This is a genomic window from Spirillospora sp. CA-294931, from assembly GCF_050946795.1.
In the GTDB taxonomy this organism is placed as follows: domain Bacteria; phylum Actinomycetota; class Actinomycetes; order Streptosporangiales; family Streptosporangiaceae; genus Spirillospora.
Genome location: NZ_CP192006.1, coordinates 2,919,545 through 2,940,968 on the forward strand (window position 1 = coordinate 2,919,545; position 21,424 = coordinate 2,940,968).

Sequence of the window (21,424 nt, forward strand, 5' to 3'; positions counted from 1 at the left end):
CAATCGTCAATCAATGCAAAGAGCGGAGCCGTCGATAGCCGTTGGTTATCGACGGCGGTCCCCGGGTTGCGTGGGTCGGGGGAGGTTTGTTATGCATGAGTCATGCATGACAGGCGCAGGACCGCGAACCTGCTGGGCGCGACCGCCCTGGCCGTGCACGACCTGGCCATGGCCGGGGCCACCGGCGTCGCCGGGGTGAGCGCGAGCGGCGCGGCGGCGCTGGTCGTCCTGTCGGCCTCGCCCGAGGTGGGCGTCACCGAGCTGGGCCGCCGGGTGGGGCTCAGCCAGTCCGCCGCCGCCCGGATGCTCGACTCCCTGGAGTCCAGGGGCCTGGTGGCGCGGCGCCCCGGGCAGGGCCGGTCGGTGGCGGTCACGCTCACCCCGGCCGGACGCCGGACGGCCGCCGAGCTGCTCGCGGCGCGCGGCGCTCCGCTGGCCGACCTCGTGGACACGCTGGACGACGACCAGCACGAGGCGCTCGCGGAACTGCTGGCCACGCTGCTGGCCCGCCTCTACGGCGAGGTCGGCAGCGCCGAGCTGCTGTGCCGCCTGTGCGACCGCGGCGCCTGCACCCGGGACGCCGTCTGCCCGGTCGGCCAGGCCGAGCGGGAGGGGGCACCCTGACATGGGCGCGCTGCTGGCGCTCGCCTCGGCGGTGGCCTACGGGCTGGCCGACGTCGCGGGCGGCCTGCTGTCGCGCCGGGCGAACTTCGCCGCCGTCGCCCTGGCCGGGCAACTGGGCGGGCTGGTGCTGGCGCTGCTGCTCGTCCCGGTGCTGCCCGCGTCCGGACTGGGGGCCGCCGACCTGGCCTGGGGCGCGCTGTCGGGCGTCGGCACCGGCCTTGGCATGCTCTACCTCTACAAAGGGCTGAGCCGGGGCGCCATGAGCGTGGTCGTGCCGGTGAGCGCGGTGGGAGGGGTGGCCCTGCCCGTCGTGGTGGGCGTGGCCTTCCTGGGCGACCGTCCCACTCTTCTGGCCTCGGCCGGAATCGGCTTCGCCGTCCCGGCGCTGTGGCTGGTCTCGCGCACCGGCGAGGGGTCCGCGTCGGCCCCGGCCGCGCTCGACGGGCTGATCGCCGGGGCGGGCATCGCGCTCCAGTACCTCGCGCTGGCGCAGGCGGGACCCGAGGCGGGCGTGTGGCCGGTCGTCGCCGGACGCGTGGGCGCCGCCGTCACCGTCCTGCCCCTGGCCGCCACGGCCGCGCGCCCAGGGCTCAAGGACACGCTCGCCGCCGCCGGGACGGGCGGCCTCGCCGCCCTGGCACTGGTCTTCTACATGGCGGCGGCCCGGCAACAACTCCTGGTGATCGCCGTCGTCCTGGCGTCCCTCTACCCCGTGATCCCGGTGCTGCTCGGCCTGACCGCGCTGCGGGAACGCCTGTCCAGGGCGCAGGCCCTCGGGCTCGCCGGGGCGGCCGCCGCGATCGGGCTGCTCACGCTCGGTTGACCGTCACCACGTGTACCGGCCGTCTCAGTGGGCAGTCCCGCGTCATGATGACCTTCACCGTTCCAACGCCGCAGCCCCAGCCGCCCGGCCCGCATCCGCCGTCACCGATGCCCGAGCCGCTGCCGCCGCAACCCGAGCCCCAGCCGCCGGGCCCCGTCCCGGTGCCGGACCCCGGCCCCGAACCCCAGCCCGAACCCGCCTGAGGGGGACGCCATGACCGAACGCGATCCGCGCCTGGGCATCGAGGACCCCGAGGCCGACACCCTCGACCAGCACCGCGAGGCCGGCACCGAGCCCGTCGACGACGAGCCCGCCGCGCTTGGCCTGGACGCCGACGAGGCCGACGCCGCCGAGCAGCGCCGCGCCGTCGAGACCGGCGAGGAGGACTACCGCCCGTCCTGACGGGCGATCAGGACGGGGCAGGCGGCGTGGTGGACGAGGGCCGAGGTCACCGCGCCCAGGGCCATGAGGTGGCGGTGGCCGCCCTCGTCGTGCGTGCCGACGACCACCAGGGAAGCCCGCGCGGACGCCTCGATGAGGGCGTCACGGGCCGGGGCGGTGACCACCTGCGTGACGGCCTCGACGCCCGGGTGGGCGTGGCGCAGGGCGTCCAGGAGTTGCCGGGGCGCCTCGCGGGTTGTGGGCCCTGAGGCGGCGTGGAGGACGCGCAGGGGCGCGCCGTGCAGCGACGCCTCGGCGAAGCCGGCCTCCAGCTGGACGCGCCCGTCGCCGTCGCCGAGGCCGACGATGATCTCGTCCGTCGCCGGACGGGCGGAACCGGCCCTGACCAGCACCACGGGACTCGGAGCATGGCCCGCCACCTGCTGGGCGGACGAGCCCAGCAACAGCCCGGCGAACCCGCCGTGCCCCCGGTTGCCGACCACGACCAGGTCCGCCCCGGCGGCCTGCCGGATGAGCGCCGCCGGAGCGCTCTCGGTGGAAAGCTCCCCGGTGACCTCGACGCCGGTGACCTTGGCCTCCGCCTCGGCCAGGAGGACCCGGCCCGCCTCCCACGCCTCGGTCTCGCGCGGGTCGATCGGGACGTCGACCAGCGGCCATGGGACGGCGTGCAGCAGCCGCAGCGGCACCCCGCGCGCGGCGGCCTCACGGGCCGCCCAGTCGAGCGCCGCGTCGCTCGGCCCGGAGCCGTCCACACCCACCAGAACGCCCATGCCGGGTGCTCTACCCGGGCGAGGGGAAGCCATTCGGCCGGGAGGTAGGGCGGCCGAATCGGGGGTAGGCGAGCCTCCGAGCCGGAAAAAGGGGAGGAGCCATGGCAACGACGACGGTCGGCGATTACCTGCTGGCCCGCCTGCGCGAGTGGGGGGTCGACACGGTCTTCGGGTACCCGGGGGACGGCATCAACGGGCTGCTGGCGTCCTGGGGGCGCGCGGGCGACCGGCCGAGGTTCGTCCAGGCCAGGCACGAGGAGATGAGCGCCTTCGAGGCGGTCGGGTACGCCAAGTTCACCGGACGCCTCGGTGTGTGCGCCGCGACCTCGGGGCCGGGGGCGATCCACCTGCTGAACGGGCTGTACGACGCCAAGCTCGACCACGTCCCGGTGGTGGCGATCGTCGGCCAGACCAACCGGAGCGCGATGGGCGGCTCCTACCAGCAGGAAGTGGACCTGCTGTCGCTCTACAAGGACGTGGCCAGCGACTATGTGCAGACGGTCACGGTGCCCGAGCAGCTGCCCAACGTGCTGGACCGGGCGATCCGCGTCGCGATGGCCGAGCGGGCCCCGACCGCGCTGATCATCCCCGCCGACGTCCAGGAGCTGGAGTACACGCCGCCCGGCCACGAGTTCAAGATGGTGCCGTCCAGCCTGGGCGTCGACTGGCCCGAGATCGCGCCGGACGGAGCGGCGATCCGCAAGGCGGCCGAGGTGCTGAACGCGGGGAGCAAGGTCGCGATCCTGGCCGGGGCGGGGGCGCGCGGCGCGCGCGAGGAGCTCATGCGGGTGGCCGACCTGCTGGGCGCGGGCGTGGCCAAGGCCCTGCTCGGCAAGGACGTCCTGCCGGACGACCTGCCGTACGTGACCGGCTCCATCGGGCTGCTGGGCACCCGGCCGAGTTACGAGCTGATGCAGGGGTGCGACACGCTGCTCACCGTCGGTTCCAGCTTCCCCTACACCCAGTTCATGCCGGAGCTGGACCAGGCGCGGGCCGTGCAGATCGACTTCGATCCCAAGATGATCGGGATGCGCTATCCCTACGAGGTCAACCTCGTCGGGGACGCCGCGTCCACGCTGCGGGCGCTGATCCCGCTGCTGGAGCGCAAGCCGGACCGGTCCTGGCGCGAGGACGTCGAGGCCGGGGTGGAGCGGTGGTGGGAGACCGTGCGGATGGAGGCGATGGTCGAGGCCGACCCGATCAACCCGATGCGGCTGTTCCACGAGCTGTCCGCGCGGCTGCCCGGTGACGCGATCGTCACCGCCGACTCGGGCTCGGCCGCCAACTGGTACGCCCGCAACCTGCGGTTCCACGGCGACGTGCGGGGCTCGCTCTCGGGCACGCTGGCCACGATGGGGCCGGGCGTCCCGTACGGGATCGGCGCCAAGTTCGGCCTCCCGGACCGGCCCGTGATCGCGTTCGTCGGCGACGGCGCCATGCAGATGAACGGGCTGGCCGAACTCCTGACGATCAAGCACTACTGGCAGGAGTGGATCGACCCCCGGCTGATCGTGGCGGTCCTGCACAACAACGACCTCAACCAGGTCACCTGGGAGATGCGCGCGATGCAGGGCGCGCCCAAGTTCCCCCAGTCGCAGGTGCTGCCCGAGATGGACTACGCCGCGTTCGCCGCGAGCATCGGGCTCCAGGCGATCTCCGTGGAGAAGCCGGAGCAGATCGGCCCCGCCTGGGACCGGGCGCTGAGCGCGGACGTGCCCACGCTGCTGGACGTGCGCTGCGATCCCGACGTCCCGCCGATCCCGCCGCACGCGACGTTCGAGCAGGTCAAGGCCACCGCCGAGTCGCTGGTCAAGGGCGACGAGGACCGCTGGGGCGTGCTCAAGGAGGGCGTCAAGACCAAGATGCAGGAGTTCCTGCCCCACCGCGAGAAGTAAGGACCTCCGTCAGGAGCTCGGCCAGATGGACGGGGCGGGCCCGGGTGCCCGCCTCGATCTGGGTCCGGCAGGAGAAGCCGTCCGCCAGGACGCGGGTGCCCTCCGGCGCTGCGCGGACGGCGGGCCACAGCCCCAGCTCGGCGGCGCCGACGGACACCTCGTGGTGACCGCGCTCGAAGCCGAAGTTGCTCGCCAGGCCGCAGCAGCCGACGTCGAGCACCTCGGTGCGGACGCCCACGCGGTCCAGGAGCGCCGTGTCGGCGTCGAAGCCCCAGATCGCGTGCTGGTGGCAGTGCGGCTGGGCGATAGCGCTGATCCCGGCCCCGCGGAGCGGCGCGGCGGGGTAGCCCGTCCGGATCAGCGCTAGGTGGTCGTCGCGCAGCGCGCGCATCGACCGGTAGATCTCGGCGGCCCGGCCCCCGGCGGCCAGGATCCGCGCGTACTCGGCGTCGGAGGTCGGGCCCACCCACATCCGCGTGCCGTCGTAGTGAGGACCTCCAGCCGCAGGACCGAGTCGGCCATCTTCCCGTATGCCTGCGCCGCGGCCCCGCACGAGTTGTTGCCGATCATCCCGCCAATCGTGCACGTGTCGTGCGTGGCGGGCTTGGGCCCCACCATCAGGCCGCGCCCGGCGAGCTCGGCGTTCAGGTCGTCCAGGCACGCGCCCGGCTCGACCAGCGCGCGGTCGCCGTCCACCCGCAGCAGGCGACGGCAGTGCTCGGACCAGTCGATGACCACGCCCTCGTTGCAGCACTGCCCGGCCAGGCTGGTCCCGCCGCCGCGCGAGAGGACCGGGACGCCGTGCCGCCGGCAGACCGCGACCGCCTCGGCCCCCGCCTCCACGCTCCGGGGGACCACCACCCCGATCGGCGTCTGCCGGTAGTTGGAGGAGTCGTGGGAGTACGCGGCGAGCGACCCCGCGTCGAAGCGCACTTCGCCGTCCACGGCCGCACTGAGGTCCCGTTCGAGCGACATGCCGCTCGCCTACCCCCACCCAAGCCACTCACGCCTACCCACCCCCGAGCGGTGCCGCGCGCTCGGGTCCGGCCGCGCCGGGCCGTGGTCGCGTTCGGGCGAGTGCCGCCTGCCCGCGCTCGGCTGTCGGCGCGTGGTCGCGTTCGGGCGAGTGGCGCGTGGGCGCGTGCGTTCGGCGGCGTCTGCCCGCGCCGGGCTGTTCACGCTTACCCACGCCCGCGCGGGTGGTGGGTGCTCGTGTTCGGCGGAGGGTGCCCGCGCCGGGCCGGTCACGCCTTTCCGCGACGTGGGTGGCGGACGGGGCGCGGGTGAGGACGGGCCTTTTCCGGGTAGGCCCGAGCGCATGCGGGAGTTCCAGCAGGTCGTCGTGGTGACCGGGGCCAGCGCGGGGGTGGGGCGCGCCACGGCGCGGGCGTTCGCCTCGCGCGGCGCCGCCCTCGGGCTGATCGCCCGGGGGTCGGCCGGGCTGGAGGCCGCCGCCGCCGAGATCGAGGCGGCCGGGGGCCGGGCCCTGGTCCTCCCGGTGGACGTGGCCGACCCCGACCAGGTCGAGGCGGCGGCCGAGCGGGCCGAGCGTGAGCTGGGGCCGATCGATGTTTGGGTGAACAACGCCTTTGTTGGGGTATTTGCCCCGTTCTGGGACGTCGGGCCCGACGAGTTCCGCCGGGTCACCGAGGTGACCTACCTCGGCGTGGTCAACGGCACCCGGGCCGCGCTGGCGCGCATGCGCCCCCGCGACCGCGGAGTGATCGTCCAGGCCGGTTCGGCGCTGGCCTACCGGGGCATCCCGCTCCAGTCCGCCTACTGCGGCGCCAAGCACGCGATCGTCGGGTTCACCGAGTCGCTGCGCACCGAGCTGCTGCACGACGGAAGCGGGGTCAAGGTCACGATGGTGCAGCTTCCCGCCCTGAACACCCCGCAGTTCGACTGGGTCCTGTCGCGGCTGCCGGACCGGCCGCGGCCCGTCCCGCCGATCTACCAGCCCGAGGTCGCCGGGGAGGCCGTGGTCCGCGCCGCCCTGCGGCCGGGACGCCGCGAGCGCTGGATCGGCGCCTCGACGGCCGCGACGCTGGCCGCCCAGAGGCTGGCACCCGGCCTGCTCGACCGCTACCTCGGCCGGACCGGCTTCGCCGCGCAGCTGACCGGCGAGGCCCGGACGAACGGACGGCACAATCTCTGGGAGCCCCGCGACGCCGACCGGGACCGGGGAGCGCGTGGACGTTTCGGCGACGAGGCCCGGTCGCGCAGCTTGCTGCCGCTGGTGCGTCCCGAAGGCGGCCTGATCCGCCGGACGACCGAGGTCGCCGGACGGCGCATGGTCAGCTGGCACGCGTCCCCGTCACGCTCGGCGCCCCGGGTGGTGTGCGTCCACGGCGCCGGGGTGTCGAGCCGCGAGCTTCTGCCGCTTGTCGCGGAACTGGGGACGCACGTGCACGCCTCCGTGGTCGACCTGCCCGGCTTCGGGCGCAGCGACAAGCCGTCCCGGCCCCCGGACCTGGCGGGGCTCGCCGGAGCGCTCGCCGGATGGCTGGAGGCCGCCGATCTGGCGCCCGCGTGCCTGCTGGGCTCCTCGTTCGGATGCCAGCTCGCCGTCGAGGTCGCCGTCCGCCGTCCGGAGCTGGTCGGCGCGCTGGTCCTGGTGGGCCCGACCATCGACGCGGAGTCGCGGACCTGGCCGAGGCTGATACTGCGCTGGCTGCGCACCTCCGTGCGCGAGGCCCCCGGTATGGCTCCGCTGAACGTCGCCGACTACCGCGACGCGGGCCCGCGCCGGACGCTGGCCGCGTTCCGCGCGGCGATGGACGACCGGCCGGAGGACAAGCTGCCCCGCGTCCAGGTCCCCACGCTGATCGTCCGGGGCGAGCACGACCGGATGGTGCCGCCCGCGTGGGCCGAGCACCTCACCCGCCTGCTGCCCGACGGGCGGCTGGCGACCGTGGACGGCGCCGCCCACATGGTCCCGTTCCGTAGACCGGGGGCGATGGCGTCCCTGGTCACCGGCTTTCTCGGGGTGCCCGATGTGGTGGGCTAGGCCGAACCCGAAGCACGAGGTCGCCGCGTTCGACTCCGCGACCGCGATGCTCCGCGCGCTGTCGCGGTTCCTGCGGGGACAGGACGTCCCGCTCCTCGGCGAGCTGCCGCCCGGGGCGGAGCCGGTCATGTCGGCGGTCATGGGGGCGGCCAACCGGCTTCCCCGGCGCCTGGCGGAGAAGGCGTACGCGGCCAGCGGGTGGACCGAGGCGATGCCCGTCCGTCGGCTCGGCGAGGTCTCGTCGGACGCCCTGGCCGAATGGATCACCGGGCACTACCCGCGCCGCCGCCACCCGGTGATCTTCATCGGCTCGACGGGCGGCGCGCTCACGCATCTGGCCGCCGCCCTCGACGCGCCCTGGCTCCCGCAGACCCTGCTGCTGCCGGTCCGCCGCCGCGGCGGGCATCCCGACGAGCCGCTGGCGGCGCTGGAGCACGGCCGTCCGGCCGCCGAGGCGCTGCTGGCGGGCAACCCCGACCTCGTCCTGCACCAGATGCACGACGCCAACCAGGACCGGCTGATGGTCGCCGGGATGTCCTACTTCCGGGTCAAATGGACGCGGCTCCCGCCCGCCTACCGCCGCTTCATCAAGGACCACCTGGCCCCGGACGGCACCGTGGTGATCGCCGAATGCGGGCAGACCTGGCCCACCACCCGGGTCGGAGAGCGCCACGTCTTCCAGCACGGCGGATACGGGAGCCTCGACCCCGAGGAGATCCAGCACGGCAGCCCCCGGGTAGCCGAGTACCTGGCCCGCTACGGCTCGCCCTACCGGAAGTGGGACGGCCCAGAGCCCGACGGGGAGAGCCCCGAAGCCGAGTGGGGCTTCGAACCCGCGCTGCTCGGCGACCTGCTCGACCTCGCGCACCGCACCGTCCGGCTGCGCTACGACGCCCCGCAGGACCTGAGCCCGGCCGTGGCCGACCTGTACCGGGCCTGGTACCGGCGGCGCGGGCTGCCCGCCGACCGGCTGCTGGCCGAGTGCTTCGTGGTGATGGAGCCCCACTGGTGCCTGCGGACCGGCTCGGTGCCGTACTGGTCGGTGTTCAACACCGAGCCCGCCCGCCGGGGCCTGCTCTCCTACCTCGACGAAGTCGACAAGACCGACCCGTATGACGAGATCCGCCTGATGCTCTTCTCGCACGGCGTCGAGTCGGCCGGGCTCGCCTCGATCGACGACTGGCGCGAACCGCTGGAGCGCGCCCGCAGGATCGGCACCTTCACCGGCGTCGACACCCGCGCCTACCCCCGCGACTTCGCCTGCCTGGCCCGCGCCCACCGCGAGCTGGCCCAGGTGCGCGACCTGTTCCCGATGCCCTCCCCGCTGCCGCTCGCGGACGCCGAAGAGCACTTCACCGGCCGCGATGACCTCGACTGGACACCGCAATGAGAGATCAGGAGGAGCCATGCCCGTGCCATCGGCGCAAAGCCAGCCGTACCCCGGCCAGACGGGGGAGATGGACCCCGAACCCCGCGACGAGATGCGCGACTACCCCGGCAGAGACCTTCTCGCGGGCAAGCGCGCGCTGGTGACCGGCGGCGACTCCGGCATCGGCCGGGCCGTCGCGGTCGCGTTCGCCAAGGAGGGCGCGGACGTCGCCATCAGCTACCTCAGCGAGGACGCCGACGCCCGCCACACCGCCAAGCTCGTCGAGCAGGAGGGGCGCAGGTGCCTCACCATCGGCGGCGACCACTACGACGAGCGCCACAGCAGGGACGTGGTCGCGCGGGCCGCCGCCGAGCTCGGCGGCATCGACGTGCTCGTCCTGCACCACGGAACCCAGGACCCGGTCCAGGACGTCCGCGAGATCGACACCGACCATCTGGAGCGCACCTTCCACGTGAACGTGCACAGCCTGTTCTGGATCGTCCAGGAGACCCTCGACCACATGCCCGACGGCGGCGCGATCGTCGTCACCGGCTCGATCAACGGCCTGCGCGGCAACAAGACGCTCATCGACTACTCCGCCAGCAAGGCCGCCGCGATGAACTTCGCCCAGTCGATGGCGCAGGTCCTGATGGACCGCCGCATCCGCGTCAACTGCGTCGCGCCCGGCCCGGTCTGGACGCCGCTGATCCCGGCCACCTTCGACGCCGACCGCGTCGAGGGCTTCGGCGAGCAGTCGCCCATGGGCCGCGCCGCCCAGCCCGACGAGATCGCGCCGTCCTACGTCTTCTTCGCCAGCGACCGGCTCTCGTCGTATTACACCGGCCAGACGCTCGTCCCGGCGGGCGGCGAGATCCACCCGGGGTGACGGAGGGAACCACCCACCCCACGCGTAACGTCGGACCATCGTTTCCCCCCGACGAAGGACACACGCGTGCACCCCGCCGAGACCACAACCGAACCACCCGCCAACGAGTCCAGCGCCTACGGCTGCCTCTCCTGGTCCCTGGTGCTCCACGCCATGGGCGTGGTGCTGGCCCTGTCACTCGACAACTGGGTGGTGATGGCCTACGTCCCCACGCTCATCGGAACGATCCTGATGGCTCTCCTGTACGGCTGGGGGAAGCTCCCCCCGGACTCGCCGCAGCGAGCCCGCGCCGTCCGCAGCGCGAACGTCCTGATCGGCTACGGCGCCGTTGTCACCCTCGCGGTCCTGGTGTCGGAGGCCACCGGTGACGGGGAGATCATCTGGTTCGCCTACCTGTGCCTGGCCCCCGTCTTCGCCGGAATCGGCGCCCGCGCCTCACTCCTGGGGATCGACCAGATGATCGCCCGGCCGGTGGCCCGCGTTCTGGTCATCGCCGTCCCGCCGCTCCTGGCACTGGGAGCGCCTTTGTCCAGTGCCCGCGGACAGTCTCTGGAGATCACTCTCCTGGTCTCGCTCACCGGCGTGGTGCTGCTGGCCCTCAGCCTGTTCTGCGCTTTCCAGGCGCACGTCGTCCTCCGTGCCGCCCTCGTGGCCCTGGCGGCCACCCTGGTCCTGGCCAACCTGAACTTCGGCGCGCACGCCTGGCTTGAGGCCGCCGGTGACGACCCCCAGGCCTGCCGCCACCTCAGGACGCAGCTGCTCGGGGACGGCCGTAAGTACAGCGACCGCACCATCGCGACCCACACCTACCGTTGCGGGGGCCGCGACGTGGAGTACCGCCGCGACTCTGGCGTGGCCAAGCCCCCGGGTGACGTCCTCGTGGCCGACCGCACCGGCGTCTCGGAGGTGGCCCTCACGCCCGGCGAGGTTCCCGGCAACCGGGGCGTGCTCTGGACGGTGAACCTCGCCGCCGTCCTGCTCGCCCTCCTCGCCGTCACCCTCGTCCCCGGGCGGCGGCGGGAGGGCTGAGGATCACTCGTGGCCGCTGATCGGGTGCGGGCGGTACGGGGCCTCCAGCCGGGCGACCTCCTTGTCGGTCAGCGAAAGCTCCGTCGCCGCGGCGGCGTCGTCGATGTGCTTGAGCGAGGTCGCGCCCACGATGGGCGCGGTCACGCCCGGCCGGCTCATCAGCCACGCCAGCGCGACCTGGGCGGGCGGCACCTCGCGCTCGGCCGCGACGGCCTTGACGACGTCCACCACGTCGAAGTCGGCGTCCACGTACAGGTCGTCGGCGAGCTTGTCGCTGCCCGAGCGGACGGTGTTGCGCGCCCCCGCGCGGTCGCGGTTCCCGGCCAGGATTCCCCGGGCGAGCGGGCTCCAGGGGATCATTCCCACGCCCTGGTCGAGGCAGAGCGGGACCATCTCGCGCTCCTCCTCGCGGTAGACGAGGTTGTAGTGGTTCTGCATCGAGACGAACCGGCTCCAGCCGTTGGTCTCGGCGGTGTGCTGCGCCTTGGCGAACTGCCAGGCGAACATGCTGGACGCCCCGATGTAGCGGGCCTTGCCCGCCTTGACCACGTCGTGCAGCGCCTCCATGGTCTCCTCGATGGGCGTCTCGTAGTCCCATCGGTGGATCTGGTAGAGATCGACGTAGTCGGTGCCCAGACGGCGCAGCGACGCGTCGATCGAGTCCATGATGTGCGTGCGCGAGAGCCCGTGGTCGTTGGCGCCCGAGCCCATCGGGAAGTAGACCTTGGTCGCCAGCACGTAGTCCTCGCGCCGGGGGAACAGCTCCCGCAGCAGGTTCCCGGTGATCTCCTCGCTCCGGCCCACCGAGTACATGTCGGCGGTGTCGAAGAACGTCACCCCGGCGTCCACGGCCCGCCTGACGATCGGCTCGGCCTTGTCCTGGGGCAGGAACCACTCCCGTTGCGCGGGGTCGCCGTAGCTCATCATCCCCAGGCACACCCGCGAGACCCGCGTTCCCGTCGTCCCCAGCCGCACATGCTCCATGAAGATCCTCCTCAGTAGATGATCAGTCTCCTCCCCATGTCGCACATCGGGCATCCCGTTTTCCCGGGAGGGAGTCAGCCCGGCAGGCCCACGAGCCGCGCGCTGCCGGCCCAGAGCGCCCGCGCCCGTTCGTCGTCGCGCGCCAGTTCCGACGGATCGGGCCAGGTGAGCCGTCCGCGCCGCAGGGCGGCATGGGTGCGTCCGTCCGGGGGAGCGGCGAGGCCGAGGGCCAGATCGGCCAGGGCGTTCCCGGCCGCGGGACGGGTGTTGACGTCGTCCTTGAACCTGCGCAGGGGCCACGACAGCACCCGATTGCCCATCAGCGACCAGGCGAACCGCAGAGGGGCCGCCAGGTTCTGGGCCAGCCCCGTCCCGAACACCTGCCCCGGGTCGTAGGCGACCGCGGTGAGGGATGTCTCGGACAGGGACCGGGCGGTGAGGATCGCGCACAGCTTGGACGCCGTGTACGCGTGCTCGCCCGCCTTGCGCGGACGCGCGTCGAGACCGGGATCGCGCTCCGGGTGGGCCAGCAGTTCCGCGTCGGCGTGACGGGGCGTCGCCAGCGGGGCGCCGGTGGCGGGGTCGTGCGTGCCGCTGGTGGTGAGCACGACGACGGCGCCGTCGGCCAGGACGGGCCGCAGCAGGCGCAGCAGCAGGTAGTGCGCGAGGTGGTTGACGCCGAACGTCGTCTCGAAGCCGTCGGCGGTCCGGCCCGCGACATCGGGGCGGATCACACCGGCGTTCAGCACCAGCGCGTCGACGGGAGCGCCGTCGAGGCGCTCGCGGACCGCCGCCGCGAACTCGCGCACCGCGTCGAGCCCGGTCAGGTCGAGGGGGATCGCACCGCCGCCGGGGTCCGGGCGGCGTGCTCCCAGGATCAGCCGGACGCCGTTCCGCCTCAGCCGGTCCGCGGCGATCGTCCCGAATCCCGATGTGCCGCCGGTCATCACCATCGTCGCCACGCCGCCACCTCGGAAGCCGTCGGGCCGGGACCTCCCAAGCCTAACGCGGTGAGGCGAACCCGGTCGGGCACCGGAAGGCGGGCCGTCGCCTGGGGGATTCGGGACGGCCCGCCGGATCGAAGGGTCAGCGGACGGTGAAGGTGTAGGTCCCGGTGCCGGACTTGCCGGCGCCGTCGGTCGCGGTGATGGTGACGGTGTAACTACCGGGGTTGAAGGGCGCGAACACGCTCATCTCCGAGGCGCCGCCGGAGCGGACGGTCTGCGGGAAGAACATGGGGTTCATGGTCAGACCGGGGGCGGAACCGCTGAGCTTGATGGAGCCCGAGCCGTCGGTCACGGTGACCTTTGTCTTGAGAACCCCGCCGGTGCCGGTTTCACCCGAGGTGGGCGACACCGTGACCTTCGGGCCCCCGGGCTGGGGGTCCTCGCCGACCGCGAGGGTGTAGTCGGCGGTCTTGGCGCCGGACGCTCCCTTGGCGGTGATGGTGATCTTGTGGCTGCCCTCGGGGGTGGTCCCGGAGGTCTCGAAGGTCAGCTTGGCGGAGTCGCCGGACCTGATGGCGTCCGGCTGGAAGACGGCCTTGGTGCCGGCGGGCAGGCCACCGGCCGACAACTGCAGGTCTTCGGGGCCCTGGTCACCGGCCTGGCTGGTGAGGGTGGTGGAGATGTACTTCCCGGGGTCGACCTTGCCGGAGTTGGGCGTCAGGCCGACGGTGAACTTGCCGTCACCGGGGTCGGGGTCGCCGCCGATCTCCTTCTTGGCCCAGTCGCCCATCTCGTTGGTCAGGCGCGCCATGATGCTGTAGCGGTCGCAGCCGGAGGCGCCCCAGGAGACGACGCCGACGATGACGCCGTCCACGGTGTAGGGTCCGCCGCTGTCACCCGAGCAGGTCGCGACGCGGCCGTCGTTGTAGCCGATGCAGACCATGACGTCGGGGTTCACCCGGACGTTGAAGACCTGGCAGTCGTTGGCGTCGTTGACCGGCAGCGTGGCCTTGTAGAGGACGCCGGACGACCCGCCGGAGCTGGTCTTGCCGTAGCCGAGCGCGACACCGGACTTGCCGGGCTGGGTCAGGGCGCTGTCCCCGGACCCGGCGACCTTGGCCCACTGGCTCTGCGGGACGGGAAGGTCGTCCTCGGTCGTGATGACCGCGACGTCATAGCCCTGCTGCCAGCTGTTGGGGCCGGTGTACTTGGGATGCGCCTTGTACGAGGCGACCTTGGTCTTGAAGGTCTCGTCGCCCGCGGTGTTGAGGTCGTCGTCGCCGTAGATGTAGCTCTTGGCGCCGCCGACGTCGATCATGCAGTGGGCGGCGGTGATGATCTTGCGCTTGCCGACGACCGAGGCGGTGCAGGACTGGCCCTGCGGTCCGCCGCCGCCGGCGCGGATGCCCGCGATGACCGACGGGTTCTCTTTGACGGTGGTCCTGGTTCCGTTGACGACCTTGGTCGTCGGGCCGTCGCCCGGCTTGAGCTGGTCGGTCGGGGTGGCCGCGATGGCCTTCTTCTGGACGGGGTCCGCCTCGGCGGACACGGCACTGACCATTGGCAGCACCATTGCGGCCGCGGCCAAGGCCACGCTCGCGATGATTCGGGGGTATCGCATCGGTTCCTGCCTTTGCTTCACGGGGGACGTCCTCAGAAGTCGATCGACCAGCCGGTGAGCTTGCCGGTGTCGTAGCGGAGCACGTCCTCGATCTGGAGCTTCCAGGTGCCGTTGGCGGTCTCGCCGGAGGCGTCCACGGTGAAGGTCTTGTGGATGCCGCCGGACTCGCCGACGCCACCGGCCTTCTTGAGCTCGTGAGCCTTGCCGCTGGGCCCGATGAGGTCGATCTTCAGGTCACGGGTGAAGGTGTGGTCGATGTCGACCTTCACCGGCAGCGAGGCCGAGGCCTTGCCGTCGCACTTGTCCTGGACGATCGAGCTGGTCACCGGGGCGAGGCCGGAGGCCGGGCCGGGGATCTCCAGGTCCTCGTCGTTGGTCCTGGTCCCGCAGGTGGGCGTGGTGCCGCCGATGTAGCCGACATAGAGCACCTTGTTCGGCGAGCCGGCGCCCGGGTCGGTCATCAGCCCGGACGCGTTGGCGACCATGTCGTCGCGGATCTGCTGCGGCGTGGAGGTCGGCTTGGCTTGGAGCGCCAGCGCGGCCGCGCCCGCGACATGCGGCGACGCCATCGACGTCCCGCTGCCGGTCCGGTAGCCGCCGGTGTGGTCGGCCGAGTAGATGTTGCCGCCGGGTGCGAACAGGTCGACGCACCGGCCGTAGTTGCCGCTGCGGCCGCCGCCCTGGTTCATGTGCCCGACGGTGATCACCTCGGGCACCCGGCCCGGGCTGAAGTTGCACGCGTCGCCGCCGTTGTTGCCCGCGGCGATCGCGACGACGAAGCCCTTGGCGACCATCGCCCTGGCCTGCTCGTCGCCGACGCCGACGGAGTCCATGATCAGGCTGAGGTTGACCACGCCGGGCGTCTTGCCGTTCTTGGCCACCCACTCCATCGCGCTGACCGTCGCCGAGTCGGGCCCCGAGCCACCGCAGCCCAGCGAGCGCAGCGCGACGACCCGGGCCTTCTTGGCCACGCCGACGGTCTTGCCCGCGATCGTCCCGGCCACGTGGGTGCCGTGCCAGAAGCAGTCGGCGGCGTCGGCGTCGTTGTCGACGAAGTCCCAGCCGTAGCTCGCCCGGTTCTCGAACTCCTGGTGGTCCTTCTTGACCCCGGAGTCGATCACGTAGGCGGTGACGTTGTCGGCGGTGTTCGGATAGGTGTACTTCTTGTCCAGGCTGTGGGTCTTCTGGTCGATCTGGTCCAGCCCCCACGATGGAGGGTTGGGCTGCTCACCGGCCGCGCGCGTCGTCCCGTCCTCGTAGACGGCCTTCACCGCGGGATCGGCGGCCAGCCGCCGCGCCTGCCGCTCGGTCATCTTCCGGGCCGCGTAACCGTTGAATGTGACGGAATAGGTGCTGGTGACCTCGCCGCCATAACTCTCGGCCAGGTCGGCGGCCGCCTGCCGCGCGCCGGGCTTCAGTACCACGATGTACTGCCCGGCGAAGTGCTGCTTGGCCTGGACGACGTTGCCTTCCGGCTCGGCCGCCGAAGCGGCGCCACCCATCATTCCCGCGGCGACGGCGACGGCGATTCCCGCCGCGACGATCGGCGTCCTACGCATTTGCGTTCTCCTCGCCGGTCAGGACGAACTGCGCCTCGCAGCGGCAAAACGCCATGGGTGGACCGCCCGTCGGGCCCGGCGGCGGATTCGGTGTGGCCATCCGCCCGGCGGACGCGGCACACAACGGTCTGGTCTTGCGCATCGGGATACTCCGTCTCCCCGCGTCGGACGGCGTCGAGCCGGCCGAAGGAGCGGCCTCAGGTGGGATAGGGAACGGGGAGCCGCTCGGCGTTCACTCTCCGCCCCGGCCACATGCCGAACAACCGTGGTTAGGCCGCGACGCTTACGGGACTATTCGAACCGCCCTTGTGTCGATTGCACTAAGGACGAGGGATTCCCCTGATGCGCCAACAACACCGCTTATGCATTGCCGATATATAACACCCAGTAGTGCGCTTCGACTAACACACCAAGATATTCGTTTCAACCCGGGTGCAAATAAAAATCGCATTTCCTGACGCCGTCCCTTGCCGTTGAGGCGGTACAGGAGCCAGATCAGGTAGGGCGCTCCCAGGGCGGTGGTGACGATGCCCGCCGGGACGGCGAAGGGCAGCACCACGCGGGTGACCAGGTCGGCGGCGACGATCAGGCAGGCGCCGTACACCGCCGAGGCGAGCAGCGGCGGACGGGACCCTCCGGTCAGCCGCAGGGCGACCTGCGGCACCACGAAGGCGACGAAGTCCAGCGAGCCGCCCGCGGTCGGCGCGAACCTCCCGGGAGAGCTCTCGACGAGCAGGCCAAGAGCGGCCAGCGTCCGCACCAGCCGCGACATCGCCTGCGGCTCCGCGTCACACCTCTCCGCCATCTCCTCGGCCGTGGATTCTCTGTCACCGAACCCGTCCATCACCCCGAGCCGCGTCGCGGTCGCGACGACCTGCGCGGCCATGGCCCCGGACACCATCCAGAGCAACTCGCTCCGCACCCGCGAGGCCTCCTGCGCGTCCCGGACGGGCCCGGCAGCCCTTCCGCCGACTCTAGGCGCGCCCGACCCGAAAGCCAATGAATGTCATTATCAAGCTCGACGGACGAGAGAAGCGGGTCATCGCCCGGTCGGGTTCGAGCGCTCGTCCAAGCGCCGCTGAAGCGCTTCGATCTTCGCCACGTTCTCGCGGGAACCCTCCACCTCGTCCTGATGGATGGAGCCGGCACCCCGGTTCCACGGTTGCCCGATCTCCCATTCGTCAAGGCGCAGCTGGGCGACGGCGTGCTGGTGCAGGACCGCGAGGAGGGAGCCGCCGGCGGACGCGATGAACAGTTCCGCGTCCCCTTCGGCCGGGTCCCCCGGGACACTGACCACGGTGCTCCGGCCGGCGGCGAGCTCGCTCAGGCGGTAACAGTGGATCAGGTCGCCATGGGGCAACGACCGCCAGGCCCTCTCACGGTGGTCCCACCGCGCGTCGCCGTCCAGTGCGACAAGCGGGACGAGGTCGGGGTCCCAGGCGAAGATCCGCCGTTCATCGGCCCACGTCATCGACGTCGGCCGGATCATGGGACCACCCCGTTCGAGCGGGACGGTCAAGTCCCACGGCAGTGTGGTCGCACGCCCGGGCACCACGCCGTCCGGGTCCGCTTCGGCGATGACGAAGAACTCCTCCGGGAACGGGACGCCGTAGCATTCGGAGAGCACCTCGCGCGGGTTCTTCCCGGTGGAGTACAGCGCCCACGCCAGCCGCGCCATCGACGAGTAGTCACCGCGAGACGCCCGGCTTCGCAGCCGGGTCACCGTGCGTCCTGGCGCCGGTGCGGTGAACGGGGCCGTCGGTTCGGAGCGGGTCACGCCCGGCGCTCCGGCCGGGAGCAGCGTCCCGGCGAGGTTCAGCGCGGCGCGGTGCGCGGGGAGCGTGTCGACGCCGGTGTGCTCCGGGGCGAGGCGCCGCAGCGCCTCCAGCCTGTCGACGACGGTCGCGTGGTAGTCACGCAGCACCGCCGCCAGTGAGGGGCCGAGCCGTTCGACCTGTCCTTCGTCGTCGAGCCGATCGATGCCGAAGACCGTCGGCTCGCCGCGGGCGAGCTCGGTGAGCCGGTAACACAGCACGAGGCCGCCGTACTCGGTGCGGGGGTCGCGGAGCGGCAGCACGGGTATCAGCCGCCGGTCGCGTTCGAGGACGGCTTGGTTCGCGTAGGCGTCACGGCTGGAGCCGTCCGCCGGCACCGGGCCGCCCCGGTCGGCGGGAAGGGCGAGCCGCCACACGTGGCAGCGCTGGTCCTCGGGCCGGTGCCCGGGCAGGGGCAGCCGGTCGGCGAGCGCGAAGAACTCGTCCGGGAACGGGACGCCGTAGCATTCGGCGAGCACCTCGCGCGGGTTCTTCCCGGTGGAGTACAGCGCCCACGCCAGCCGCGCCATCGACGGGTAGTCGCCGCGAGACGCCCGGCCCCGCAGCCGGTCGACGTCTTCGCCGGTGGGCCGGGCGCGACGCTCGACCGGTGCGCCGGCCGGGCACGGGGCGCCCCGCTCGGCGCAGACGTCGACCCCGCCCGCGTTGAGCAGCCGGCCGATGAGGTCCTCGACCGATTCGCGGGCGAGCCATCCCGCGTGCTCCAGTTCTCCTTTGCGGGCGGCGGCGGCGTGCAACGCCGTGCGCCCCTGCACGTCGACGGCGTTGACGTCCACACCCGCGGCGAGCAACCGGGCAAGGAGCAACTCGTGGTCGAGATGGGGCAGCAGGTGCAGCAGCGTCTGGCCGGAGCGGTCACGCACCAGCGGGTCGGCACCGGCGTCGAGGAGCGCGCACACGCCGGCGGTGTCGCGGTGAAACGCCCGCTCCATCAGCTCCCGGCCGCCATCACGCGGCACCGCCGCCCTGGGGGCGGACGGCCCCTCGACACGGGGCGACCGCGCCGGGAACAGCGCCTGGGCGACCGCCGGGTGCAGCTCGTCCGGCCCGACGAGACCGAACCGCAGCAGGTCGAGATCGATCGGATGGCGGTACTCGGGGGCGGTGAGCAGACGGGACTCCCCGACCCCGGCACTGCGCCGGCGTGCCGTGACCCGGTCACCCGGACCGAACGCCAGTTCGATGTCGGTGCCGGCCTGGCCCTCGTCGCGGCACTCGACCCAGATCGTCGGGACCGGAGGTGGGCGCCGCCGCACCAGGCCGGGAGCGAAGACGCCTTCGTCGAGCACCCGCCTGGCGTCGGCCACCAGGCGCTCGGCGGCGACCCAGGGGCGCTGCCGCCAGACGTTCCGTTGCCCGTCGGCGAGCGTGATCCCGCACGCGGCGAGGGCCTCGCCGACGCGGCCCTCGTCCCAGAGCAGGGTCAGCCACTCGGTCATGGCGACCGGATCCTCCGGGGGCGGCCCGATGGGGATGCTCTCCAGGAGGCGGCCGCCGGTGTCGTGGAACGGAATCCGGTCCGGCCCGCCGCCGCAGAGATCGCGCAGCTCGCCGGTGTATCGGGCGTCCCAGTAGGCCTGTGGCAGGTGGTACACCGATTGTGTGCGGTCCGGCAGCTCCGCCATCCACTCCGGCCGGCACTGCGCCCACAACCGCAGACGGTCCGGCTGGTTCCTGACCTTGATGACCAGGAGGTTCACGCCGCCGCCGTCCGGGTACCGGCGCAACAGTCCGAAACCGATGGGCGTGCCAGGCCCGTCCAGCCCCCGAGGAATGTTCCAGCGCAGCAAGTCCGGTGCGACGTGATGCAGGTCGTCGACGATCCGATCGGCCGACTCGCGTCCGCACACCCGCGTGATCTCGGTGACATCGACGTCCAGGTCGACCCGGGCGGCGGCGCAGGCACCGGCCGGATCACCGGCGAGCCGCCGCGCGGTGGCCGCCTCGATCATCTCGGCCGGAACGTCGCCCGGACGCGTCCGCCGGTACATCTCCAGCACGTCTCGTCGCCTGCCCCGCACAGTCGCCACGCGCCAGACGCTAACAGCGCCCCAAGCCACGCGGCGGGGCGAAGCCCCGCACGGGGGGCCGGGGGTCGCCCTTCCGGCCCGCGCCGCCACCGGCCCCGCACGCGGAGAGCAGCGGAAGCACCGAGGTCACCAGGGCCAGGAAGGCGGGCCGCCCCGCGTGGTAGTTCGGCATCGAAGGTCCCGCTCCTAATTTAGGGATGCCTAACCTAATGAAAATGACCGACGGTCAGTCAAGCCCGACCGCGTACTTTTCGCTTCGCGGTCGAGGGGGCGGAACGGGTACGCTTCTCGGGCGCCAGGGCCTCTGTCCTGGCCGCGGGCGCGTAGCTCAGGGGTAGAGCTCTCGGCTTACAACCGAGCGGTCGGCGGTTCGAAACCGTCCGCGCCCACGAGCCGGCCCACGGTGCTCGACGAGCTTCGCTCGTCTCGCCGTGGGCCGCTGTGCTTACCCGGGGGGCGACCCCCGGGCCCCCGCTTGGCGTGTGACCGGTCTCTCTTGTGTTGTTCGGGCAGGTCAGGGTCGGTTTAACATGGCGTTCACATACGGGCAACAGGTCCGAAATGCCGAATTGTCACGCTCGTCAGGGCCGAACACGTGGCCGGAATGACGAGGGGATCGACGTTGAGCTACAAGGCCGAGTACATCTGGATCGACGGCACCGAGCCCACGGCGCGGCTGCGGTCCAAGACCAAGGTCCTTCCGGACGGCGCCGCGCTGCCGGACTGGGGCTTCGACGGCTCCAGCACCAACCAGGCGCCGGGTGACAACTCGGACTGCGTGCTCAAGCCGGTGTTCTCCTGTCCCGACCCGGTGCGCGGCGGCGACCACAAGCTGGTGCTGTGCGAGGTCTACCTCGTGGACGGCACCCCGCACCCGACCAACAACCGGGCCAGGCTGCTGCCGGTCGCCGAGCGGTTCGCCGTGCAGGACTCGTGGTTCGGCATCGAGCAGGAGTACACCTTCTTCCAGGCCGGACGTCCGCTGGGCTTCCCCGAGACCGGCTTCCCCGCCCCGCAGGGCCCGTACTACTGCGGCGTCGGCGCGGACGAGGTGTTCGGCCGCGAGATCGTCGAGAAGCACATGGACGCCTGCATCGAGGCGGGCCTGGCGGTCTCGGGCATCAACGCCGAGGTCATGCCCGGCCAGTGGGAGTTCCAGATCGGCCCGGCCGGCCCGGTCGAGGTGGCCGACCACCTGTGGATCGCCCGGTGGCTGCTGTACCGCATCGCCGAGGACTTCAACGTCGCGGCGACCCTCGACCCCAAGCCCGCCAAGGGCGACTGGAACGGCGCGGGCGCGCACACCAACTTCTCGACCAAGGCCATGCGCGAGGGCTACGACGCGATCATCACCGCCTGCGAGGCGCTGGGCGGCGAGGGCAAGGTCGCCGAGCACATCGAGGGCTACGGCCACGGCATCGCCGACCGGCTGACCGGCGAGCACGAGACCGCCCCGTTCGACGTCTACACCTACGGCGTCTCCGACCGCGGCGCCTCGGTGCGCATCCCGTGGCAGGTCGAGGTCGACAAGCAGGGTTACATCGAGGACCGCCGTCCCAACGCCAACTGCGACCCGTACAACGTGACCCGGCTGCTGGTCGGCACGTGCTGCGCGGCGCTGGAGAAGGCCGGACAGGTCTAGG

18 protein-coding genes and 1 tRNA gene are annotated in these 21,424 nt (G+C 72.4%); 10 read left to right on the plus strand and 9 right to left on the minus strand.

Annotation, left to right across the window (positions count from 1 at the left end; translation table 11 throughout):
- The first annotated feature begins 102 nt into the window (after positions 1-102).
- From ACQPY4_RS13045 to ACQPY4_RS13055, 3 genes are all read left to right on the plus strand, one after another.
- Positions 103-624 carry a MarR family winged helix-turn-helix transcriptional regulator gene (locus ACQPY4_RS13045; protein WP_433335895.1) on the plus strand — a complete coding sequence of 174 codons (522 nt, stop codon included), beginning with the start codon at positions 103-105 and terminating at the stop codon, positions 622-624.
- A 1-nt stretch (position 625) separates the two neighbouring features.
- Positions 626-1,447, plus strand: a complete 822-nt coding sequence (locus tag ACQPY4_RS13050; RefSeq protein ID WP_433335897.1) for a hypothetical protein — start codon at positions 626-628, stop codon at positions 1,445-1,447.
- A gap of 213 nt (positions 1,448-1,660) precedes the next feature.
- Positions 1,661-1,849 (plus strand): hypothetical protein, encoded by a 189-nt coding sequence (locus ACQPY4_RS13055; protein ID WP_433335899.1) that lies wholly within the window; start codon positions 1,661-1,663, stop codon positions 1,847-1,849.
- Here ACQPY4_RS13055 and ACQPY4_RS13060 read toward each other — a convergent pair.
- On the minus strand, positions 1,834-2,619 hold the full coding sequence (locus ACQPY4_RS13060) for a universal stress protein (RefSeq protein ID WP_433335901.1): 786 nt from the start codon (positions 2,617-2,619) through the stop codon (positions 1,834-1,836). The two genes, ACQPY4_RS13055 and ACQPY4_RS13060, sit on opposite strands and share 16 nt — an antisense overlap.
- A gap of 101 nt (positions 2,620-2,720) precedes the next feature.
- Between ACQPY4_RS13060 and ACQPY4_RS13065 the strand changes: the two genes are divergently transcribed.
- Positions 2,721-4,514 carry a thiamine pyrophosphate-requiring protein gene (locus ACQPY4_RS13065; protein ID WP_433335903.1) on the plus strand — a complete coding sequence of 598 codons (1,794 nt, stop codon included), beginning with the start codon at positions 2,721-2,723 and terminating at the stop codon, positions 4,512-4,514.
- Here the strand turns inward: ACQPY4_RS13065 and ACQPY4_RS13070 are convergent.
- Positions 4,471-4,905: a hypothetical protein gene (locus ACQPY4_RS13070; protein ID WP_433335905.1), complete on the minus strand. Its 435-nt coding sequence runs from the start codon at positions 4,903-4,905 to the stop codon at positions 4,471-4,473. The genes ACQPY4_RS13065 and ACQPY4_RS13070 overlap by 44 nt on opposite strands.
- The gene (locus ACQPY4_RS13075; protein ID WP_433335907.1) at positions 4,878-5,489 is read right to left on the minus strand and encodes an FAD-binding oxidoreductase; all 612 of its coding nucleotides are present in this window, start codon (positions 5,487-5,489) and stop codon (positions 4,878-4,880) included. The genes ACQPY4_RS13070 and ACQPY4_RS13075 overlap by 28 nt, the downstream gene beginning before the upstream one ends.
- A gap of 343 nt (positions 5,490-5,832) precedes the next feature.
- Between ACQPY4_RS13075 and ACQPY4_RS13080 the strand changes: the two genes are divergently transcribed.
- The 4 genes from ACQPY4_RS13080 (at position 5,833) to ACQPY4_RS13095 (ending at position 10,805) form a co-directional block, all read left to right on the plus strand.
- Positions 5,833-7,521 carry an SDR family oxidoreductase gene (locus ACQPY4_RS13080; RefSeq protein ID WP_433335909.1) on the plus strand — a complete coding sequence of 563 codons (1,689 nt, stop codon included), beginning with the start codon at positions 5,833-5,835 and terminating at the stop codon, positions 7,519-7,521.
- A complete protein-coding gene (locus ACQPY4_RS13085) occupies positions 7,508-8,911 on the plus strand; it encodes a hypothetical protein (protein WP_433335911.1) in 1,404 nt (467 codons plus the stop codon). The genes ACQPY4_RS13080 and ACQPY4_RS13085 overlap by 14 nt, the downstream gene beginning before the upstream one ends.
- A 16-nt stretch (positions 8,912-8,927) precedes the next feature.
- Entirely contained in the window at positions 8,928-9,776 is an 849-nt protein-coding gene (locus tag ACQPY4_RS13090) for an SDR family oxidoreductase (protein WP_433335913.1), read from the plus strand.
- A gap of 66 nt (positions 9,777-9,842) precedes the next feature.
- The gene (locus ACQPY4_RS13095) at positions 9,843-10,805 is read left to right on the plus strand and encodes a hypothetical protein (RefSeq protein WP_433335915.1); all 963 of its coding nucleotides are present in this window, start codon (positions 9,843-9,845) and stop codon (positions 10,803-10,805) included.
- A 3-nt stretch (positions 10,806-10,808) separates the two neighbouring features.
- Here ACQPY4_RS13095 and ACQPY4_RS13100 read toward each other — a convergent pair whose 3' ends face one another.
- From ACQPY4_RS13100 to ACQPY4_RS13125, 6 genes are all read right to left on the minus strand, one after another.
- Positions 10,809-11,789: an aldo/keto reductase gene (locus tag ACQPY4_RS13100; protein WP_433335917.1), complete on the minus strand. Its 981-nt coding sequence runs from the start codon at positions 11,787-11,789 to the stop codon at positions 10,809-10,811.
- A gap of 74 nt (positions 11,790-11,863) precedes the next feature.
- The gene (locus tag ACQPY4_RS13105) at positions 11,864-12,742 is read right to left on the minus strand and encodes an SDR family NAD(P)-dependent oxidoreductase (protein ID WP_433338908.1); all 879 of its coding nucleotides are present in this window, start codon (positions 12,740-12,742) and stop codon (positions 11,864-11,866) included.
- 133 nt (positions 12,743-12,875) lie between these two features.
- The gene (locus ACQPY4_RS13110) at positions 12,876-14,297 is read right to left on the minus strand and encodes a trypsin-like serine protease (protein ID WP_433335919.1); all 1,422 of its coding nucleotides are present in this window, start codon (positions 14,295-14,297) and stop codon (positions 12,876-12,878) included.
- 92 nt (positions 14,298-14,389) lie between these two features.
- On the minus strand, positions 14,390-15,916 hold the full coding sequence (locus ACQPY4_RS13115) for a S8 family serine peptidase (protein ID WP_433335921.1): 1,527 nt from the start codon (positions 15,914-15,916) through the stop codon (positions 14,390-14,392).
- A 283-nt stretch (positions 15,917-16,199) separates the two neighbouring features.
- The gene (locus ACQPY4_RS13120; protein WP_433335923.1) at positions 16,200-16,838 is read right to left on the minus strand and encodes an iron chelate uptake ABC transporter family permease subunit; all 639 of its coding nucleotides are present in this window, start codon (positions 16,836-16,838) and stop codon (positions 16,200-16,202) included.
- A gap of 117 nt (positions 16,839-16,955) precedes the next feature.
- On the minus strand, positions 16,956-19,781 hold the full coding sequence (locus tag ACQPY4_RS13125; protein WP_433335925.1) for an ankyrin repeat domain-containing protein: 2,826 nt from the start codon (positions 19,779-19,781) through the stop codon (positions 16,956-16,958).
- Between the two features lie 317 nt (positions 19,782-20,098).
- On the opposite strand from ACQPY4_RS13125, the gene ACQPY4_RS13130 reads away from it, so the two are divergent.
- A tRNA-Val gene (locus ACQPY4_RS13130) sits at positions 20,099-20,170 on the plus strand.
- A gap of 233 nt (positions 20,171-20,403) precedes the next feature.
- Positions 20,404-21,423 carry a glutamine synthetase gene (gene glnII, locus ACQPY4_RS13135; RefSeq protein WP_433335927.1) on the plus strand — a complete coding sequence of 340 codons (1,020 nt, stop codon included), beginning with the start codon at positions 20,404-20,406 and terminating at the stop codon, positions 21,421-21,423.
- The last annotated feature ends 1 nt before the right edge of the window (position 21,424 follow it).

Excerpts from the sequence above, each read along its gene's own strand:
- ACQPY4_RS13075 (WP_433335907.1), bottom strand. The coding sequence starts at position 5,489 with ATGTCGCTCGAACGGGACCTCAGTGCGGCCGTGGACGGCGAAGTGCGC.
- ACQPY4_RS13105 (WP_433338908.1), bottom strand. The coding sequence starts at position 12,742 with ATGGTGATGACCGGCGGCACATCGGGATTCGGGACGATCGCCGCGGAC.
- ACQPY4_RS13065 (WP_433335903.1), top strand. The coding sequence starts at position 2,721 with ATGGCAACGACGACGGTCGGCGATTACCTGCTGGCCCGCCTGCGCGAG.
- ACQPY4_RS13085 (WP_433335911.1), top strand. The coding sequence starts at position 7,508 with ATGTGGTGGGCTAGGCCGAACCCGAAGCACGAGGTCGCCGCGTTCGAC.
- ACQPY4_RS13070 (WP_433335905.1), bottom strand. The coding sequence starts at position 4,905 with ATGCGCGCGCTGCGCGACGACCACCTAGCGCTGATCCGGACGGGCTAC.
- ACQPY4_RS13090 (WP_433335913.1), top strand. The coding sequence starts at position 8,928 with ATGCCCGTGCCATCGGCGCAAAGCCAGCCGTACCCCGGCCAGACGGGG.
- ACQPY4_RS13055 (WP_433335899.1), top strand. The coding sequence starts at position 1,661 with ATGACCGAACGCGATCCGCGCCTGGGCATCGAGGACCCCGAGGCCGAC.
- ACQPY4_RS13110 (WP_433335919.1), bottom strand. The coding sequence starts at position 14,297 with ATGGTCAGTGCCGTGTCCGCCGAGGCGGACCCCGTCCAGAAGAAGGCC.
- ACQPY4_RS13050 (WP_433335897.1), top strand. The coding sequence starts at position 626 with ATGGGCGCGCTGCTGGCGCTCGCCTCGGCGGTGGCCTACGGGCTGGCC.
- ACQPY4_RS13045 (WP_433335895.1), top strand. The coding sequence starts at position 103 with ATGCATGACAGGCGCAGGACCGCGAACCTGCTGGGCGCGACCGCCCTG.
- ACQPY4_RS13100 (WP_433335917.1), bottom strand. The coding sequence starts at position 11,789 with ATGGAGCATGTGCGGCTGGGGACGACGGGAACGCGGGTCTCGCGGGTG.
- ACQPY4_RS13060 (WP_433335901.1), bottom strand. The coding sequence starts at position 2,619 with ATGGGCGTTCTGGTGGGTGTGGACGGCTCCGGGCCGAGCGACGCGGCG.
- ACQPY4_RS13080 (WP_433335909.1), top strand. The coding sequence starts at position 5,833 with ATGCGGGAGTTCCAGCAGGTCGTCGTGGTGACCGGGGCCAGCGCGGGG.
- ACQPY4_RS13115 (WP_433335921.1), bottom strand. The coding sequence starts at position 15,916 with ATGCGTAGGACGCCGATCGTCGCGGCGGGAATCGCCGTCGCCGTCGCC.